Origin of the sequence: Kribbella monticola (genome assembly GCF_003261635.1) — a bacterium.
GTDB classification, from domain to species: Bacteria; Actinomycetota; Actinomycetes; order Propionibacteriales; family Kribbellaceae; genus Kribbella; species Kribbella monticola.
On record NZ_QFXK01000009.1, the window covers coordinates 154,894 to 173,143 of the forward strand.

Here is an 18,250-nt window from a genome sequence, read left to right on the forward strand (position 1 = left end):
GGCGGCTAGGGGCGGTGGTGTGGAATGGGGGTGTGCAGGCGTCGTGGGTATTGGCGGTGATCGGTGGCTTGCTGTTGCTGCTCGGCGCCTACATGAGCTGGACGGCCGGGCGACTGGATCGGCTGCATCACCGCGTCGCGACCGCGCGCGCGTCGCTGGAGACGGAGCTGGCGCGGAGGTCCGCACTGGTCGCTGAGCTGGCCAGTAGCGGCGTACTGGACCCCGCCTCGTCGCTGCTCCTGCTGGACGCGGCCCATCGAGCTCGGACGGCCGGTCCTGAGGATCGCGAGCAGTGCGAGTCGGCGTTGAGCAGGGCGATCGCAGCGACAGGTACGGACGTCGAGCCGTGGGCTGTGGAGCTGGGGGTCGCCATGCGGCGCGTGCAGATGGCACGGCGGTTCCACAACGACATCGTGGTGTCGACGCGGCACCTGAGGACCCGTCGGCTGGTCAGCTGGTTCCGGCTGGCCGGCCATGCGCCGTTGCCGTGCACGATCGAACTGGAGGACGGCAGCTGATGACCGAGGAGGCGTTCGCCGAACAGGTGGAGCGGCACCGGCACGAGCTGCGGGTGCACTGCTACCGGATGCTCGGCTCGTTCGACGACGCCGAGGATCTGGTGCAGGAGACCTTCCTGCGGGCGTGGCGGCGGCGCGCGGACTTCGAGGGCCGGTCCAGCTTCCGTGCCTGGCTGTACCGGATCGCGACCAACGCCTGCATCGACGAGGGCCGCCGACCGCAGCGAGTCCTGCCGTACCAGTTGGAGCCGGCGTCATTCCCAGCTGCGCCGCTGCCTCCGCGCGACGACCTGCCCTGGCTGCAGCCGTTCCCCGACGTACTGCTTGATCGAGCTGAGGAGCCCGACGCAGTAGCCGTACGGCGGGAGACGATCGAGCTGGCGTTCTTGGTAGCCATCCAGCACCTCCCGGCGCGGCAGCGCGCAGTACTGATCTTCAGGGACGTGCTCGGCTGGTCGGCCAAAGAGACAGCTGAGGCAACCGACCTGAGCGTGCCGGCGGTCAACAGCGCCCTGCAACGAGCCAGGCCTGTACTACGGGAGCACCTGCCCGCTCGGCGTACGGACTGGGCGCCTACTGGGGACCCTTCGGCCGCGGAGAAGGCGCTGTTGTCGAAGTACATGAACGCATGGGAACGGGCCGACCCGGCAGCGATCGCCGCGCTGATGCACGAGGACGTGCGGCTCACCATGCCGCCGTACCCGTTCTGGTTCTCCGGCCGCGCCGACGCACACCGGGTCATCGCGGCGAACCTCGCACCGGACGGCAACAGCAACCGCGGCCACTGGCAGTTCGTCCCGGTAGGCATCAACCGCCAACCTGCGCTGGCCGCTTACCTCCGCACGCCCGACGACACCCTCTACCGCCCCTTCGGCGTAGACGTCTTCCGCATCGAGGACGGCCTGATCGCCGAAATGACCGCCTTCGAGCTGACGGACTTCAGCTACCTGAACGTCCCCGACGTAGTCGTCGACTGAGCCGGACTACTTGGCGTCGGCGTAGCACTCGACGACGGCGGTGTCGAAGGGAAAGCGCGTGGGGGTGTCGCCGAAGGTGATGCGGCCGGCCAGGTCGCTGGCGGCCTGGATCGCGGCGGCTACCTGATCGGCTTCGTCGGCGGGGCAATGGACGATCACCTCGTCGTGCTGGAAGAAGACGAGCTCGGCCTTGAGGGTCGCGATCGACTGGCGGAGGGCAGCCATCATCAGGAGCGCCCAGTCGGCGGCGCTGCCTTGGACCACGAAGTTCCTGGTGAAGCGTCCCCGGGCGCGGGCGCGACGGCTGTCCTTCTGCGGCTCGTCGGCGGGCGGACCTTCCAGCATCGCGGCGTCGATCGGCGCACCGTCGGGCGGGCAGGTGCGCCCGAGCCAGGTCCGCACCAGCTTGCCCTCCTCGCCCGCCCGCGCCGCGTCGTCGACGTACGCGACGGCCTTCGGGAACCGCTTCCGCAGGTCGGCGAGATTCTTCAGCCCGTCGCCCGACGTCTGCCCGTAGATGGCACCCAGTACGGCGATCTTGGCCTTCGCGCGATCGCCGGAGAACGCCGTGTCCGAGACGGCCTTGTAAAGATCGCCGGCGCTTCCGGCGACCTCCATCAGCCCCGGATCGCGGGAGATCGCGGCCAGCACCCGCGGCTCCATCTGGGCGGCGTCGGCGACGACCAGCCGCCAGCCGGGATCCGCGATCACGGCCCGGCGAATCACCTTGGGGATCTGCAACCCGCCGCCGCCGTTCGTGATCCAGCGGCCGGACACCGTGCCGCCGGGAACGAAACCGGGCCGGAAACGGCCGTCGTGAACCCAGTCGTTCAGCCAGCTCCAGCCGTTGGCGGTGTAGATCCGGTAGAGCTTCTTGTACTCGATCAGGGGCTCGACCGCCGGATGGTCGATGGTCTGCAACTCCCATCGACGCGTCGTCTTCAGCTGGTGCCCGGCCTGTTTGAACGCCTTCAGTACGTCGGCCGGCAGATCGGGGCGCACCCGCCGCCCGAAGGCGGTCGACACCTGGTCGGCGAGCTCGGTCAATCGGCGCGGCTCGCCACCGCCCGCGAACCGCTCGCCGAGGAGCTCGCTGAGCAAGGCGCGATGGGCCTCCGCGCTCCACGGCAGCCCGGCCCGGTCCATCTCGGCCGCGACCAGCCAGCCGGACGACTCCGACGCGGTGAGCAGCCGCATGCGGTCCGGGTACTCCGCTTGCTGGTGGCGGCGCAGTTGCTCGGCGTACACCCGCAGCAGCGCTTCGAACGACAGCGGCTCGGTCTGGATCTCGAACAACGACGACTGCTCGCCGGGATCGACTCCGCGCAGCGGCGGGTCGGGCGGCACCGGTGCACCGGTCATCCGTGCCCACGCGGCTGCGGCCGAATGCGGCTCGCCCAGGCGCCCTTCGTGTCCGAGCAGAAGGGTTTCACTGTTCTCCACGTCGTAGCACCGCTCGACCCGTACGCCGGACGTCAGCAACCGTGGGTAGATCTCAGCAGTGGACCGCCATACCCAGCGACTCACCTGCGGACGCGATCCCACAGCCGCAGCGAGGTCGCGCTCGTGCATCACCTCCCCGGCCGGCTGCCCGTCCGGATGCAACGCGACGAGAACCGCCCCGCCACCCTCCTCCGGCGCAATCGCCCACCGCTCGTCCACCCCCCGATCCTCACACCTTCTACCGACATTTCCGTGCTCGAGGCCGGTGCGGCTGCCCGAGGCGTCCGGTGGCAGTCCAGTGGTGGGAGACTGGACTTATGTGGCGGGGGAGTGATCTGGATCCGGCGGACGGAACGAAGACCGAACAGGTCGAAGCGTTGGTGTTGCGGCGGATCGAGCGCGGGGAGCTGTCGATCGGGTCTCGGTTGCCGTCCGAGCGGGTGTTGTCGGAGCGACTCGGGCTCAGTCGCGTCACCGTCGTACGGGCTCTGGATCAGTTGCGGGCCGACGGCGTACTGGAGACCAAGCGCGGCTCCGGCACGCATGTGCGTCCGCTGGACCGGTTGCTCGACCCGATCGCGCCGGCGTCGACTGTCACGGCCGGGGATCAGCCGATGCTGGATCTGCGGTTCGCCACCACAGCTGCTCCACATGACGTTGCCGAGGTCGCTGCGCAGATCGTGGCCGAGGGATTGCCGCAGGCGATGGGCGGAGACGGCCCGCCGCCCGGTGGCTCACTGGAGCTTCGTACTGCGTTGGCCGAGCGCCTCACCAAGGAGGGTGTGCTGACAGAGCCGGGCCAGCTGACTCTCACTGTGGGCGCGGCTGCCGGACTCAACGCTGCGCTGGCAGGGCTGGACCTGGGACCCGGAGTGGCCATCACCGAGTCGCCCACCTACCCGGCCGCCTTCGACCTTCTCCGCAAGCACCGGCTGGACGTAGTGGGCTGGCCGGCCGGTGTGTGGGACACGGACCAGCTCGCACACCTGTGCAGGCGGCACAAGCCAAAAGTGATCTACCTCCAGGCGGACAACCACAACCCGACCGGACTCAGCCTGCCGGCCGATCGCCGTACTGCGGTCGTCGAGATCGCCAGACGGTACGACGCTGCTCTGATCAGCGACGAGACCATGCGACCCCTCTGGCTGGCCAGTGGCGACCAGCCCGAGCCATTGAGCCGCTACCCGCGCACAGTGAGCGTCGGCTCGCTCAGCAAGACCGTCTGGGGCGGACTGCGGGTCGGGTGGGTGCGGACCGGTCGGCAGCTCCGCAGACGCATCAACACCTCGGCCCACCTCAGCGTTGTGTCGCCCAGCGCACTGGACGACCTACTGGCTCAGGCCATCCTCGGCAGGCTCGACCGGGTGATCTCCCGGCGCAAGACGCGGCTACGAGCCAACCTGCAAGCGCTGGAGGCCGGGCTGAAGACGCTCGACGGAGTGACGTGGGCGACGCCGACCGGAGGGATGACGCTCTGGCTGGAACTCACCGACGTACGAGCGCGGCGGGTGCTGGACGCGGCGCGCGAGCAGGGGCTGCTACTGGGTGCCGGAGACCTGTTCACACCGGACGGCACCGACCGGCGGCACATCCGGATTCCGTTCACCGCTCCACCGGCCACACTGCGTCTCGTGGTGACCCGCCTCGGTGCCGCGCTGGACCAGGCTCGCTGAAGGAGAGTCAGTCCAGTTGATCTGAGGTGGACTGAAGATCGCCGGGTCACTCGTCCTACGCTGGAGAGGTGTCCAGCGACCAGGAGGATGTAGTGACCGAGACCCAGAACAGCCCGCAGACCGGTACCGCGAAGGTCAAGCGCGGGATGGCGGAGATGCTCAAGGGCGGCGTGATCATGGACGTGGTCACCGCCGAGCAGGCGAAGATCGCCGAGGACGCCGGTGCCGTCGCGGTGATGGCGCTCGAGCGGGTCCCGGCCGACATCCGCGCCCAGGGCGGCGTCTCCCGGATGAGCGACCCGGACATGATCGACTCGATCATCAGCGCGGTCTCGATCCCGGTGATGGCCAAGGCCCGGATCGGTCACTTCGTCGAGGCGCAGGTGCTGCAGAGCCTCGGCGTCGACTACATCGACGAGTCCGAGGTGCTCACCCCGGCCGACTACGCCAACCACATCGACAAGTGGAACTTCACCGTTCCGTTCGTCTGTGGCGCGACCAACCTGGGCGAAGCGCTGCGCCGGATCACCGAGGGCGCGGCGATGATCCGCTCCAAGGGCGAGGCCGGCACCGGTGACGTCTCCAACGCGACCACCCACATGCGCCAGATCCGCCAGGAGCTCCGCATGCTGCAGAACCTGCCGGAGGACGAGCTGTACGTCGCCGCCAAGGAGCTCCAGGCGCCGTACGAGCTGGTCAAGGAGGTCGCCCAGGCTGGCAAGCTCCCGGTCGTGCTGTTCACCGCCGGCGGGATCGCGACCCCGGCCGACGCCGCGATGATGATGCAGCTCGGCGCCGAGGGCGTGTTCGTCGGCTCCGGCATCTTCAAGTCCGGCAACCCGGCCCAGCGCGCCGAGGCGATCGTCAAGGCGACGACCTTCTACGACGACCCGGACGTGCTCGCCAAGGTCTCCCGCGGCCTGGGCGAGGCCATGGTCGGCATCAACGTCGACGAGATCCCCCAGCCGCACCGGCTGGCCGAGCGCGGCTGGTGATCCGGACCGGGGCGGTCCCCGCCGGCGTCGGTGGGGTGACTCGGTGACGGACGGCGTGGCGGGCGCGTTGGACGAGCGGACCGGGCGGGAGCTGCGTGGGCTCGCCCGGGTCCTCGTCCGGTCCGGCTTCGCCGACCGCGCTGCCGTCACCGTCGCGCTCACCGAGGCGGTCAGCGAGGATGCGCCCTCGGTCGAGCCGGCCGCGCTGGTTCCGCAGTTGATCGACGAGGCTCTCCAGGCGGTCCGCGAGGACGCGAAGAGCTGGCCGGGCGAGACCGACGTCGACCGGCTGGACGCAGTACTGGCTGAGTTGGAAGCGCTCGGCCTCGTGGTGGTGCGTTATTGCACCGACCACCACGAGGCGCGGGAGGCGCTGGAGGCGGCGGCGGATCCGAAGGGGCTGGTGTTCTTCACCGACACCGACGTCTGGCACGCGGTCGACTTCGGGATGCTCGAGCTGAAGGTCTGGCACCCGGACACGGCCAACGTCGCACCCGGCGAGCCGCTGCTGGACGACGTACTGGCTCTGCTTCATGAACGTGACCTTCCCGCGGTCTTCGACGAGGGCCGTATCGAGGTTTCCCTGGACTGGCATCGGAGGGTACGGCTGTGACCGTGATCGGCGTGTTCGCCCTGCAGGGCAATGTCCGCGAGCATCTCGCGATGCTGGCCCAGGTCGGCGTCGAGGCCCGCCCGGTGCGCCGTCCGTCGGAGCTCGCCGAGGTCGACGGGCTCGTCCTGCCCGGCGGCGAGTCGACCACGATGGACAAGCTGGCCCGCTCGTTCGAGCTGTTCGAGCCGCTGCAGAAGCGGATCGCGGACGGGATGCCGACGTTCGGGACCTGCGCCGGGATGATCATGCTGGCGAACGAGATCACCGGTGGGATCGAGGGCCAGGAGACGCTCGGCGGACTCGACGTGACGGTACGGCGGAACGCCTTCGGGCGGCAGGTGGATTCGTTCGAGGCGGACCTGACCTTCGCGGCTTTCGACTCGCCGTACCACGCGGTGTTCATCCGGGCACCGTGGGTGGAACGGGTCGGCCGGGACGTCGAAGTACTCTCGACAGTGAGCTCTGGACCGGACGCAGGGTGGGACAGGGTGGGGCCGGAGGCAGAACGCAGTAGGATCGTCGCGGTTCGCCACGATCGGCTGCTGGCCACGTCGTTCCACCCCGAGATGACGGGTGACGCCCGGCTGCACGGATACTTCGCCGATCTGGTGCGCGACCTCTAAGTCAGCAGCAGGCGGTAGAAGGGTTGGGTTCGCGATGTCAGGCCACTCCAAATGGGCCACCACCAAGCACAAGAAAGCGGTCATCGACTCGAGGCGCGCCAAGCTCTTCGCGAAGCTGATCAAGAACATCGAGGTGGCCGCCCGGACCGGCGGCGGTGACCTCGCGGGCAACCCGACCCTGTACGACGCGGTCCAGAAGGCGAAGAAGTCGTCGGTCCCGAACGACAACATCGACCGCGCGGTCAAGCGCGGCTCCGGTGCCGAGGCCGGTGGCGCGGACTGGCAGTCGATCACGTACGAGGGCTACGGGCCGAACGGCGTCGCGATGCTGATCGAGTGCCTGACCGACAACCGGAACCGGGCGGCGGCCGACGTCCGGACCGCGATGACCCGCAACGGCGGCTCGCTGGCCGACCCGGGCAGCGTCGCGTACCTGTTCAACCGCAAGGGCGTGATCGTCGTCAACAAGGAGCAGGCCGGTAAGACCTACTCCGAGGACGACGTGATGGAGGCCGTCCTCGAGGCCGGCGCCGACGAGGTGAACGACCTCGGCGAGTCCTTCGAGGTGATCAGCGAGTCCAGCGACCTGGTCAAGGTCCGGACCGCGCTGCAGGACGCCGGGATCGACTACGAGTCGGCCGACGCGTCGTTCGTGCCGTCGATGACGGTCGAGCTGGACGCCGAGGGCGCCGGCAAGATCTTCCGCCTGATCGACGCACTCGAGGACAGCGACGACGTGCAGAACGTCTACGCCAACTTCGACGTCTCCGACGAGGTCATGGAACAGGTCAGCTGACCCGACCCCACTCGAACAGCAGGGCGTGTCTGGAACCCAGGCACGCCCTGCTGTCCTTTACGCCGCCGGTCACTCCCAGACAAGCCCTGCTGCGCTTCAGATGACTGCTCTCAGTCGGTCCAGTAGCGATCGCCGACCAGCCCGAGGTCGCGGAGACCGGCGGCGACCAGGCCGGCGTAGACCGTCGCGCCGTACTCCGAGGTGTGCGTGTCGTCGCGTTTCTCTCGGGTGAGGTAGAGCGCCTTGGCCTGCTCCGGGCCGAGCCCCTCGACGACGTCTCGGCTCCGAGCCGTCAGGTCGATCAACGGCACCGCCTCCGTCACCGCGACCGACCGCATCTCCGCGGGCAGGTCGACGCCCAGCCCGTTGACGATCAGCCCGGTCGAGTTCAGCGTGCTCCCGGTGAACCAGCGCCGGACGATCGGTGTCACCAGCACCGGCGACGCCCCACTGGCCCGCACGCCCTGCACGATCTCGGTCAGATTGGCCCGGAACTGTTCAGCGGTCGTCTGCTTGTCGTTGTGGCCGAACTGGACCAGTACGACGTCGCCCGGCCGCAGCTGAGGCTGCAGCGTGGCCCACATCGCCGGCTCAGCTAGGAACGACACCGAGCTCTCACCCGAGCCGGAGTGATTGACGACCGACACTCCGTGCCGGAACCACTTCGGAAGGCGCTGACCCCATCCGGTGTACGGCGGTGTCTCCTGGTCGGTCACGGTCGAGTCGCCGGCCACGAACAGCCGCGGAGTCGCCGAAGCAGCCGACGCCAGACCGATCCCGCTGACCTTCGGCGCCGACCCGGAGAAGGTCAGCGTGAGTCCCGGCGTACCGGGGCCGCCGAAGCCGTTCTGCTGTCCTTCAGGTGACCGGACGTTCACGGTGAACGTACGCCGTACCAGCTCGCCCGGCCCGGTCTCGGTGGAGTCGACCATCAGCCGGCGCGCCTCGGCGTACACCTCTGTGCTGGCTGCCTCGTGCCGGTCGCCCAGCATCACCGTTACGTCGTAGTGCCCAGGCGGTACGTCGAAGGTGCACGTGATCGGCTGCGAGCCGGTGCAGTGCGACAGCAGCGCAGGATCTGGGCGCGGCGCCGGGCCGAGTCCGCCGGCGGCCGCCGGTTGAGTGAAAGTCAGGCCGGCGCAGAGGGCAAGTGCACCGGCGACGATGCGCGGCGTCATGGGTTCACAATCTGGTCGCCGACCAGGGCCAGGGTCTGGATCGCTGCGAGGCCGTAGAGGGCTGTGGTGTTGGTGGAGACCCACGTGGCCGCCTGTGTCGGGTTGAGGGTCTTGGTGACGGGTTGCGCGCTCCACGGCAGCGTGGGTGCGTAGCCGTCGCCGGTGTAGAACTCCTTCCAGGCGCGGGCGGCCAGGTCGTCCCGGTTGAGCCGTGCTGCCGCGTATGCAGTGAGTCGGGCGTGGCCCTGCCGCAGGATGAGGTTGGGGAAGTATGCGCCGCACTCGGCCGTCTGCTCCTCGCGCGTGGCGTTGTAGAGCCGGCAGTACTGCAGCCAGGCCTTCTCGAACGCAGGCAGGTCCACCAGGTCGAGCAGTTCGGCGCAGATCTCCACCTGGCCGAACATCGCGCTCAGGTGCGACACGTTGACGGTCTTCTCGGTCACCGGCGCGAACCGCCCGGTGTCCAGGTCGTAGAAGCCACCGCCGGTGACGAACCCGTTCGGCATCGCACCGATGGTCTCCATCGTCGCCAGCAGCTTGGTCTTCGCCTGCTCGGCCTTGGGGCCGTGCCGCTCCCACTCGGTCAGCCAGGCGGCGGCCAGCCCACTCCAGTCGGTGCCGAGGCCTATCGCCAACGCATGTGGGTCCGGTGTGTACGGCTCGGTGCGGATCTTGCGGAGCGGGTCCAGTACCAGGAAGGTCCGGTCGGAGTCGACCAGCTCGGACAGTAGATCCCCGGTGCGTTCGTCGGCCGTGAGGTAGTAGTAGAACCGCCGGTAGATCGCCGTACTGATGCGCTGTTGCTTCGCGCTGTCCGCCCAGTGCTGTACGCCGTGCCGCGTACCGAGGCCGGCCCACTGGCCGAGGTGGTAGACGTCGACCTCACCAGTGTGTCGCGTCATCGCCTCGGCGAACCGGAAGATGTCGGCCCGGCCGGACCGCAGGAACGAGTACCAGAGCCACAGGTCCGGTGACAGCTCCGAGTTGTCCCACGCGTAGCCGCCCACGTCGTACCGCCAGACCAGCCGGTCCTCGTCGAACGTGTGCATGATGTCGCCGTAGTCCCAGAACCCGTACCAGTGCCGCTGCTCCACCTGACCGCGGTAGTAGTCGAACAGGAAGTCCAGGTGGTCCTCGATCGCCTTCTTCGCCGGGTGGGAGCGGTCGACCGGCGTGACGAGGCCACCGAACACCTTGGTCGACACCAGCTGGTCCACCGGGTTCACCAACTGCGGGGGAGTCCGCACCTGGTCGGCCATCGAGCTGAGCCGCTCGGGCGTCGGCGTCGCGGCCAGCGCCCAGAACGTCAACTCGCTCGTCCTGGCGATCCCGTACGGCGTACCGAAGCCCGGCTCGTAGTCCTCGTAGGTGATGTTGAGGCCCTCGAGCTGCTCCGGGTAGGTGTCCTGGCCCATGTCGTCGTGGTAGAACCGCGTGTCCATCGCCCCGGCATCGGGCGACCAGAGCCACACCGTCACCTCGGCCTCGGCGGTGTGGGCGTCGCGGATGTCGAGCTGCGTCGGGTGCCGCTGCCAGAAGTCGCGCAGCCCGAAGGCCAGGCCACCGCTGACGCCGCCCACGTACCCGAGACCGGGGGCGCGCTTGCCCTGGTCTACCGCGATCCAGCCGTACCCCTTCTTCGTCCGCTTCTTCACCGTGAAGCCGTCGGCCGACAGCTGGCTCAGCGTGTAGTCGCCCCACTCGGGGATGTACTGCAGCCGCGTGGTCACCCGCTGGTCCCACGTGGCCGGATCGGGCAGCTTGGTCCCGGCGATCTGCGCAGCGCGGACAGCAGCCCCTGGATCGCGGCGCAGCCCCGTGATGCCCTTCACTGCTTCGCTCAGCGCGCCACCGGACTCACCAGCGAAGCGGATGTGCCGGTCGTACGACGCGTCGCGCATGGGCACCCGGAAGCGCACACCCAGCCCGGCGATGTAGTCGTGCTGACCATCGCGGTCGTACACGAAGGTGTGCATCATCCGGACGTTCTCGGCACCCGCGTAGAAGTAGAGCCGGACCGTGAACGGCAACCACGCCTTGCCCTTGGTGTTGGTGGTGGTGTGCCTGCCGGTGATCCGTACGACGGCGCGCACCGGACCCGACTGCTCGACGGCCACACTCTCGACCGAGCTCTCGAACCGCTCGCGGGTGACGCTGCCCTGCTCGTCCTCGACGATCTTGTCCTGCTTGAGGTTGACCAGGGTGCCCTTGCGCGCGATCTCGACCCCGTCCCGCCAGAGCTGGCTGATCAGCTCCGAGCCGCTCTTGCGGATGCGAGCCTTGATCACCCCCGTGTCGACGTCGAGGTAGTTCTTCTCGTCCTTCACCGTCACGGCCGTGGCGGGTACGGCCGCAGTACCGGGCGCGAGTGTGTAGGAGTGAGCGGGGTTCGACGCTGCAATGGCGTGTGCGCTCCACTTCAGCGTGCCGTCCGGCCAGTACGCCGTCGGCCAGCTCTGCACCGGTACTGCGCTGCCGTCCGCTGCGGTGAGCGAGAACGTCTGGTCCGGACGCACCGCTCCTTTCGGCCAAGGCGTTCCCCACGTCGTCACGGCCGCACTCGCCGGCCGGCCTTCCAGCCACGTCAGGTTCACAGCCGGTACTGCGGCCGGCCGGGCGGCGGCGGTCGGCAGGTCGATCAGTGAGGCCACCGGGGCGGCAGCCAAGGTGACTAGGATTTGTCGACGGGTGATCTCCATGCTGTGGCACCTCTGTCAGGTCGATGGTCGGGGCGGTGTTCTCGAATGAGGGCAAGGTTCTGGATGGCGGCCAGGGCGTACTGGGCCGCGTCGTTGGTGCTCACGAAAGGCGCTTCGTCGACGGGCATCAAAGCGCCGTCGACCGCGGTCGTTCGCCAGGCCGGTTCGCGCTGCAGGGCGTTGCGGTTCAGCTGGTCGCCTTCGTCGAGGAAGAACTTGCGCCAGGCCAGCTCCGCGAGCCCGACGTCGCCGGTGCGCGCGGCGGCGTACGCAGCGAGCCGGCTGTGCGCCTGGACCAGCGAGATCCCCGTCAACGCGTGGCCCAGCTCGGCGACCTGCTGTTCGGCGGGAGCGAGGTACAGCCGGCAGTAGTCGAGCCACGCCTTCTCGAACCCCGGTACGTCGAGCGCGAGGTCGATCAGCTCGGAACAGATCTCAGGTAAGCCGAACACGGCAGACAGGTGCGACACCGAGACCGCCTTGCGGCGGGTACCGAACCGTCCGGTCGACAGGTCCAGCAACGCTTGTCCTGTAAGGAATCCGTACGGCAATGCGGCGAGGTCGGCCATGGTCCCCACCAGCCGGGCCCGCGCCCGCTCGTCGCCGTACCGCTCCCAACGAGTCAGCCATGCCGCGGCCAGCGCTCCCCAGTCCACACCAAGCCCGACTGACAAAGCCTGCGGGTCGGGGGAGTAGACATCAGTACGCACCTTGCGCAGCGGATCGACGGCCAGGAAGGTGTTCTCGGCGTTGGCGAGCTCGTCGAGCAGGTCGCCGGTGCGCTCATCGGCGGTCAGGTAGTAGTAGAAGCGCCGGTAGATCGCGCTGGAGATCCGGAGCTGCTTGCAGCTGCAACCCCAGTGCTGCACGTTGTGGCGAGAGCCGAGCCCTTTCCAGCGGCCCAGATGGTGTACGTCGACCTCGCCGGTGTGCCGCGTCATCGCCTCTGCGAAGCGGAAGACGTCGGCCCGGCCGGTGCGCAGGTATTGGTACCAGAGCCACAGATCCGGCGAGAGCTCCGAGTTGTCCCAGGCGTACCCGCCCACGTCGTACCGCCAGGTGTGCCGATCGGCGTCGTAGGTGTGCATCACGTCGCCGTAGTCCCAGAACCCGTACCAGCGACGCTGCTCGCGCTGACTCACGTAGTACTGGAAAAGGAAGTTCAGCCGGGCCTCGATGTCCTGGTGGTCGGAATCGGGGAGGTCCCAGCTGCCGAAGACACCGGCCTCGAGCAGGCGGGAAGGTGAGGCGGTCAGGAGACCGGGGGAGTTGAGGAGTTCGGCGTGCTCGGCAAGGTCGGCCACCGTGGGCGTGGTGTCGTGGGCGCGCAGGGTGAGTTCGTGGGTGCGGGCGATACCGTGCGCGTTGCCGAAGCCCGGCTCGTAGTCCTCGTAGGTGATCTCCAGGCCTTCGAGTTGCTCGGCGAAGCTGTCCTGGTCCATCCCGTCGTGCCAGTAGCGCAGGTCCATCGCCGGTGCGCCCGGCGACCACATCCAGACGGTTGCGGTAGCCACGTCGGTTGCGGCGCCCCGGATGTCGAGGCGGGTCGGGTGCAGCTTCCAGAAGTCCCGCAGGCCGAACCCGAGACCGCCGCTGACACCACCGACGTACCCGTAACCGGGCGACCTCGTCCCGGCCGGGATCGTCACCCAGGCCTGGCCTGCACCGGTCCGCTTGCGGAGGGTGAACCCATCGGCGCTGCTCTGGTCCAGCATGTAGTCGTTCCACCGCGGGATCAGGTGCAGCCGCTCGGACACCTCCCGATTGCCGATCTCGCCGACCGGACGCCCGGCCACCTGCGCCCGGCGTACGGACTCGCCCGGGTCGCGGCGCAACCCGGTCAGCCCACGTACAGCCTCGGTGAGAAACCCGGCCGGCCCAGCCAACCGGACGTGCCGGTCGTGCGGCTCGTCGGACATCGGTACGTCGGCGCTGAGCCCCAACCCGGCCAGGAAATCCCGGTCCGGATCACCGTCCCAGACAAAACTGTGCACGATCCGTACGTCGGTCGCGCCGGCGTAGAAGTAGAGGCGGACCGTGTACGGCAACCAGTCGCCGTGCCGACCCTCCAACCTGATCACCGCGCGCACCGGGCCGTTCTGCTCGACGACGATCCGCTCGGTGGTCGCGGTCGTCTCGTGTCGGGTGCGGTCGCCGTCCTCGTCAGGGGCGTCCTGGCGGAGGCTCACCAACCGGATGTTCCGCGAGACTTCGCGGTCGCCGTACCGGATGGACGCGATCAGCTGCGGCTTCCGCAATACCCAGGTCACCTGGCCCGTGCTGACCTGGATGTCGTCAGCGGTGGCGATCACTCCCACCGGCTCGTCGGGACTTGATGGTGTCTGGTTCGGCACCAGATCGTAGGAACCCGCCGGGTGTGCAGCAGGGCCGATCGCGTGAGCCGACCATTTGACCGAGCCGTCGGGCCAGGTCGCGGTGATCCAGCTCTGCACCGGGGTGCCGTCGGCGATCGCGAAGGTGCTGTCGGCAACGATTGTGCCACGAGGCCAGGGGACGCCGCACGTAACGCCTTGTCTGCAAGGGGTTTCGAGCCAGTGCAGGGTCGTCATTCCTTCACCGATCCGATCAGCACGCCCTTCGCGAAGTGCTTCTGCAGGAACGGGTAGAACAGCAGGATCGGCAGCGTGGCCACGACGACCACCGCGAACTTCAGACCCTGCTCAGGGAACGACACGGTCTCCAACTGCTGCAGCACGTTGGCCGAGTCCGCGTTCGCCGCGGTGAGCTGGCGGACGATGATCTGCAACGTCCACTTCTTGCTGTCGTCGATGTAGAGCAGCGGTGACATGTAGTCGTTCCAGATCGCCACCGCGTAGAACAACGAGAACGTCGCGATGATCGGTTTCGACAACGGCAGCACGATCCACCAGAACACCTTCAGCTCGTTGCAGCCGTCGATTCGAGCGGCCTCCTCCAGCGCCTCGGGAAGTTCCTGGAAGAAGCTCTTCACGACGATCAGGTAGAACGGGTTGATTGCCAACGGCAAGATGAGCGCCAGGTAGTTGTCCAGCAGACCGAGATCGCGCACCACCAGGTAGGTCGGGATCATCCCGCCGCTGAAGACGAGGGTGAAGATGACCAGGTTGAGTACCAGGGCACGGCCCGGCAGGTACCGCTTGGCCAGCGGGTAGGCCATCGTCAGCGTGAGCAGGAGTTGCACGACCGTGCCGACAGCCGTCACGCAGATCGTCGTCAGCAGCGCCCGCACGAAGGTGTCGGTGGAGAAGATGTACTGATAGGTGCTGGTGACGAACTTCTGCGGCCACAGGAAGAACGGCCGGGAGCTGATCTCGGACTCGGAGGCGAACGAGCCCGCGAGCACGTAGAGCAGCGGCAGCACCGTGACGATGGCCAGCCCCGTCAGCAGCAGCACGTTGGCGATGTCGAACGCGCGGCTGCCGGGGGAGTCGTAGTACCGGACGGATTGTTTTCTCGCCATGATCACAGCTCCCTTTCAGAACAGGCCCCGCTGGCCGAGACGCTTGGCCAGCCGGTTGGAGCCGAAGATCAGTACGACGCCGATGACGCCCTTGAACAGGCCGACGGCGGTCGCGTAGCTGAACGAACCCTGGGTGATGCCGACGTAGTACACGAAGGTGTCGAACACGTCGGCCACGTCGCGGTTGAGCGAGGTCGTCATCAGCCAGATCTGCTCGAAACCCGAATCCATCAGATGGCCCGAGGTGAGGATCGCCATCACCACGATGGTCGGCTGGATCGCCGGCAGCGTGATGTGCCAGAACTGCCGCCAGCGGCCGGCGCCGTCAACCCGGGCCGCTTCGTACAGCTGCGAATCGACACCGGCCAGCGCTGCCAGATAGATGATCGTGCCCCAGCCGGTCTGCTTCCAGAGCAGTTGCAGCACGATCAGCGGCCGGAACCAGCCGGCCTGCGCGACGTAGTCCACCTTCGGCCCGCCGGCCAGGCTGTGCACCCAGCCGGCGATCACGCCGAAGTCCACCGAGAACAGCAGGTACGTCAGCGACGCGACGATGGTCCAGGACAGGAAGTGCGGGATGTAGATCAGCGACTGTACGGACCGCTTCAAGACCTTCATCCGCAGTTCGTTCAGCATCAGCGCGACCACGATCGGCGCCGGGAAGACGAACACGATCGTCAGCAGCGCCAGCAGCAGCGTGTTGAACATCAACCGGCCGAAGTCCGGCCCGGTGAAGAGTTCGCGGAAGTGCTCGAGGCCAACCCACTGGCTGCCGGAGTACCCCAGGAAGGGCACATAGTCCTTGAAGGCGATCGTCAGGCCGTACATCGGCAGGTACTTGAAGAGCGCGAAGTAGGCCAGGCCGGGCAGCAGCATCACGTACAGCCAGCGGTAGCGCAGCAGCTCGCGGCCCAGCGGCCGTCGCGGCTTGCGCGGCGGAGCCTGCTTCACCTCAGCGGCGGGGGGCACCACCTGGTTCGGCGCCAGATCGGTGGCCATGGCGCCCTCCCTTCGGATCGTGGGGGCCCGGGATTCCGCCGGGCCCCGCAGCAGTGGGTCAGCCGCCGACCTTGGCGGCCAGGTCGTTGGTCTCCTTGACGATCTGCGTGCCGCCGCTGTCGTACCAGCGCTTGATCTCGGCCTTCAGCTGGTCCTCGGTGATCGCGCCGGACAGGTACTTGATCCGCGCGTCCGGGATGATGTTCTGCAGCGACTGGCCCTTCGAGATCGAGGTCGGCGCGATCACCCCGAGCACCGGGTTGAACACCGCGGTCTTCAGGTCCTCGTTCATCAGTACGTCGAACTTCTCCCGCATCGCCCGGCTGGCCGCGTCGTTCGGCTTCAGCTGGTAGGCGCCCATCCCGACGCTGGCCCGCGTGCCCAGCTGGATGAAGGCCTTGTCGACGTCGTTCTGGATCGCCTTCACCTTCGGGTCGTCGGAATTGATCGGTACGGCGTACTTGCCGTCGGCCTTGAAGTTGCGGCCCTCGATCCCGTTGGTGAGCAGGATCGAGCCCTCCTTGGACTCCAGCTTGTCCAGCGCCTGCAGCACCTGGTCGAGCTGCTCCTCGGTCCGGATGTGCTGCTTGGAGACCGCGATCACCATGTTGTAGCCGGTGAACGGGTAGGAGTACTTCTTGCCGTTCGCCTGGGCGAGGTTGCCGACCAGGGTGACCTTGTCGAAGTCCTTGGGGTTCTTCTCCTTGAACAGGTCGAGCAGCTGGGTGGCCCGGACGTTGACGTCGATGATCATGCCGCCCTTGCCCTGCACGAACGGGTCGTTCCAGTTCGCGCTGTCCAAGGTGGCGAAGTCGGGATTGACCAGGCCCTCCGACACCCACTTGCGCAACCAGCGGTCGGCGGTGAGGAACTCGGGGGTGTCGAAGCCCGGGACGAGCTTCCCGTCGCGCTCGCCCCAGCCGTTCGGCGCACCGAACCAGGTCTCGATCACGTCGTACGGGCTGGCGCTGGCGTAGCCGCCGGGCCACTTCGGGATGATCAGGCCGTAGGTGTCCTTCTTGCCGTTGCCGTCCGGGTCGCGCTCGGTGAACGCCTTGGCGACGGCGTAGAGGTCGTCGACGGTCTTCGGCTCCTGCAGGCCGAGCTTGGCCAGCCAGTCCTTGCGGATCACGATGCCGGAGCGCAGCAGCGGCCGGACCCGGTAGATGCCGTACGTCTTGCCGTTGACCGTGGTGTTCTTGGCGGTCTGCTCGTCGGCGGGCTTGAGGTTCGGGTACTTGTCGAGCTTGCCGGTCAGGTCCCAGAACGCGCCGGCCTCGGCCGCCTTGACGAACGACGGGCCCTTCTCGTTCACCACCATCAGGTCGGGGATGCTGTCCGACGCCAGCGTGACGTTGGTCTTGTCGCCGTACTCCGCGTTCGGCACCCAGGTGATCTTGAGCTTCTTGCCGACCAGTTTCTCCACGGCCTGCTGCAGTTCGCCGCCCGGATCGGGGGCGGTGCCGAACAGCGGCGCCATCACCGTCAGTTCGTTGCTCGAGGCTTGTTCCTTGTCGCCGCCACCGGAACAAGCGGTGGCGAGCAGGGCCGTCGCGGAGACGACGGCGACGGCGAGGCGCCGACGGGACAGGATGGTCATGAGTTCCCTTTCAGATGCAGGCGCGCCTCGTTCTCGGCGAAGAAGCGCAGGCAGAGCCAGGTGTTCAGCTGGATCCAGCCGCCGGCCGCCAGGACCAGTCCGATCACCGGCAAGGTGCTGGACAGGTAGGCGATGGTGACGAAGACGAAGAGCAGGACGACGGACGACGCCGGGTGCGAGATCGCCATCAGCGAGGCCTTGGGCAGCAGGTCGCGGGGCCGCAGGTCGTAGTGCACGGCCATCGGCAGCAGGTAGGCCGCGATCACCGTGAGCACGCCGAGTGCGGCGAAGCAGGCAAGCCGCGGGATCGACGCCCGGGCGCCGAGGGACGCGAAGTACAGGTAGTTGCCGGTGAGGACGACCGCCACGGTCAGCAGCGGCAGCACCACGACGGTGCCCCGGGCGAACTCGCGGCGGAATCCGGCCCGGAAAGCAGGCCAGGCGTGAAACGATTCACCGGATGACCTGCGTCTGGCCAGTGAATATGCTGTGAGCGTGGCCGGGCCGATACCCAGCGCGACACCGTCCAGCAGCGTGAACGCTAGCAGCAGGAAGTTGAGCTTGATCGCCCAGACGAGTTCGTCCGCCGCGTCGTACAGACGGATCGACCAACCCTGCGTACTCATCTGCGGCCGGAGCGAGGCAGCAGCCACGTCCTGATCGGGGTTTGTTTCAC

Annotated in this window: 15 protein-coding genes; 7 read left to right on the plus strand and 8 right to left on the minus strand. The window is 67.9% G+C overall.

Annotated features, from left to right (window positions below; all coding sequences use genetic code 11):
• The first annotated feature begins 32 nt into the window (after nucleotides 1-32).
• Nucleotides 33-518, plus strand: coding sequence for a hypothetical protein (locus tag DIZ26_RS04365; RefSeq protein WP_198675893.1), 486 nt, complete (start codon nucleotides 33-35; stop codon nucleotides 516-518).
• On the plus strand, nucleotides 518-1,495 hold the full coding sequence (locus DIZ26_RS04370) for an RNA polymerase subunit sigma-70 (protein WP_232828136.1): 978 nt from the start codon (nucleotides 518-520) through the stop codon (nucleotides 1,493-1,495). Before DIZ26_RS04365 ends, DIZ26_RS04370 begins: the two co-directional genes overlap by 1 nt.
• Nucleotides 1,496-1,501: 6 nt before the next feature.
• On the opposite strand, the gene DIZ26_RS04375 is transcribed toward DIZ26_RS04370, so the two are convergent.
• On the minus strand, nucleotides 1,502-3,157 hold the full coding sequence (locus tag DIZ26_RS04375) for a bifunctional 3'-5' exonuclease/DNA polymerase (protein ID WP_112237956.1): 1,656 nt from the start codon (nucleotides 3,155-3,157) through the stop codon (nucleotides 1,502-1,504).
• Nucleotides 3,158-3,255: 98 nt separating this feature from the next.
• On the opposite strand from DIZ26_RS04375, the gene DIZ26_RS04380 reads away from it, so the two are divergent.
• The 5 genes from DIZ26_RS04380 (at nucleotide 3,256) to DIZ26_RS04400 (ending at nucleotide 7,638) form a co-directional block, all read left to right on the plus strand.
• Complete coding sequence (locus DIZ26_RS04380) at nucleotides 3,256-4,611, plus strand: aminotransferase-like domain-containing protein (RefSeq protein ID WP_112237958.1); 1,356 nt, start codon at nucleotides 3,256-3,258, stop codon at nucleotides 4,609-4,611.
• Nucleotides 4,612-4,679: 68 nt separating this feature from the next.
• A complete protein-coding gene (pdxS, locus tag DIZ26_RS04385; protein ID WP_456298629.1) occupies nucleotides 4,680-5,606 on the plus strand; it encodes a pyridoxal 5'-phosphate synthase lyase subunit PdxS in 927 nt (308 codons plus the stop codon).
• Between the two features lie 43 nt (nucleotides 5,607-5,649).
• Nucleotides 5,650-6,219, plus strand: a complete 570-nt coding sequence (locus DIZ26_RS04390; RefSeq protein WP_232828137.1) for a DUF6891 domain-containing protein — start codon at nucleotides 5,650-5,652, stop codon at nucleotides 6,217-6,219.
• Nucleotides 6,216-6,842, plus strand: coding sequence for a pyridoxal 5'-phosphate synthase glutaminase subunit PdxT (gene pdxT, locus DIZ26_RS04395; protein WP_157979578.1), 627 nt, complete (start codon nucleotides 6,216-6,218; stop codon nucleotides 6,840-6,842). The genes DIZ26_RS04390 and pdxT overlap by 4 nt, the downstream gene beginning before the upstream one ends.
• 34 nt (nucleotides 6,843-6,876) lie before the next feature.
• Entirely contained in the window at nucleotides 6,877-7,638 is a 762-nt protein-coding gene (locus tag DIZ26_RS04400; protein ID WP_112237962.1) for a YebC/PmpR family DNA-binding transcriptional regulator, read from the plus strand.
• 110 nt (nucleotides 7,639-7,748) lie between these two features.
• Here DIZ26_RS04400 and DIZ26_RS04405 read toward each other — a convergent pair whose 3' ends face one another.
• Genes DIZ26_RS04405 through DIZ26_RS04435 form a run of 7 tightly spaced genes read right to left on the minus strand, consistent with a single transcriptional unit; the run spans nucleotide 7,749 to nucleotide 18,200 of the window.
• Nucleotides 7,749-8,816, minus strand: coding sequence for a rhamnogalacturonan acetylesterase (locus DIZ26_RS04405; RefSeq protein WP_112237964.1), 1,068 nt, complete (start codon nucleotides 8,814-8,816; stop codon nucleotides 7,749-7,751).
• Nucleotides 8,813-11,515 carry an exo-rhamnogalacturonan lyase family protein gene (locus DIZ26_RS04410; protein WP_112237966.1) on the minus strand — a complete coding sequence of 901 codons (2,703 nt, stop codon included), beginning with the start codon at nucleotides 11,513-11,515 and terminating at the stop codon, nucleotides 8,813-8,815. The genes DIZ26_RS04405 and DIZ26_RS04410 overlap by 4 nt, the downstream gene beginning before the upstream one ends.
• The gene (locus DIZ26_RS04415; protein ID WP_112237968.1) at nucleotides 11,488-14,085 is read right to left on the minus strand and encodes an exo-rhamnogalacturonan lyase family protein; all 2,598 of its coding nucleotides are present in this window, start codon (nucleotides 14,083-14,085) and stop codon (nucleotides 11,488-11,490) included. The genes DIZ26_RS04410 and DIZ26_RS04415 overlap by 28 nt, the downstream gene beginning before the upstream one ends.
• Entirely contained in the window at nucleotides 14,082-14,975 is an 894-nt protein-coding gene (locus DIZ26_RS04420; protein WP_112237970.1) for a carbohydrate ABC transporter permease, read from the minus strand. The genes DIZ26_RS04415 and DIZ26_RS04420 overlap by 4 nt, the downstream gene beginning before the upstream one ends.
• A 15-nt stretch (nucleotides 14,976-14,990) precedes the next feature.
• Nucleotides 14,991-15,974, minus strand: a complete 984-nt coding sequence (locus tag DIZ26_RS04425; RefSeq protein ID WP_112237972.1) for an ABC transporter permease — start codon at nucleotides 15,972-15,974, stop codon at nucleotides 14,991-14,993.
• A 58-nt stretch (nucleotides 15,975-16,032) separates the two neighbouring features.
• Nucleotides 16,033-17,574 carry an extracellular solute-binding protein gene (locus DIZ26_RS04430; protein ID WP_112237974.1) on the minus strand — a complete coding sequence of 514 codons (1,542 nt, stop codon included), beginning with the start codon at nucleotides 17,572-17,574 and terminating at the stop codon, nucleotides 16,033-16,035.
• Nucleotides 17,571-18,200 carry a YesL family protein gene (locus DIZ26_RS04435; protein WP_112237976.1) on the minus strand — a complete coding sequence of 210 codons (630 nt, stop codon included), beginning with the start codon at nucleotides 18,198-18,200 and terminating at the stop codon, nucleotides 17,571-17,573. The genes DIZ26_RS04430 and DIZ26_RS04435 overlap by 4 nt, the downstream gene beginning before the upstream one ends.
• Nucleotides 18,201-18,250 lie beyond the last annotated feature (50 nt).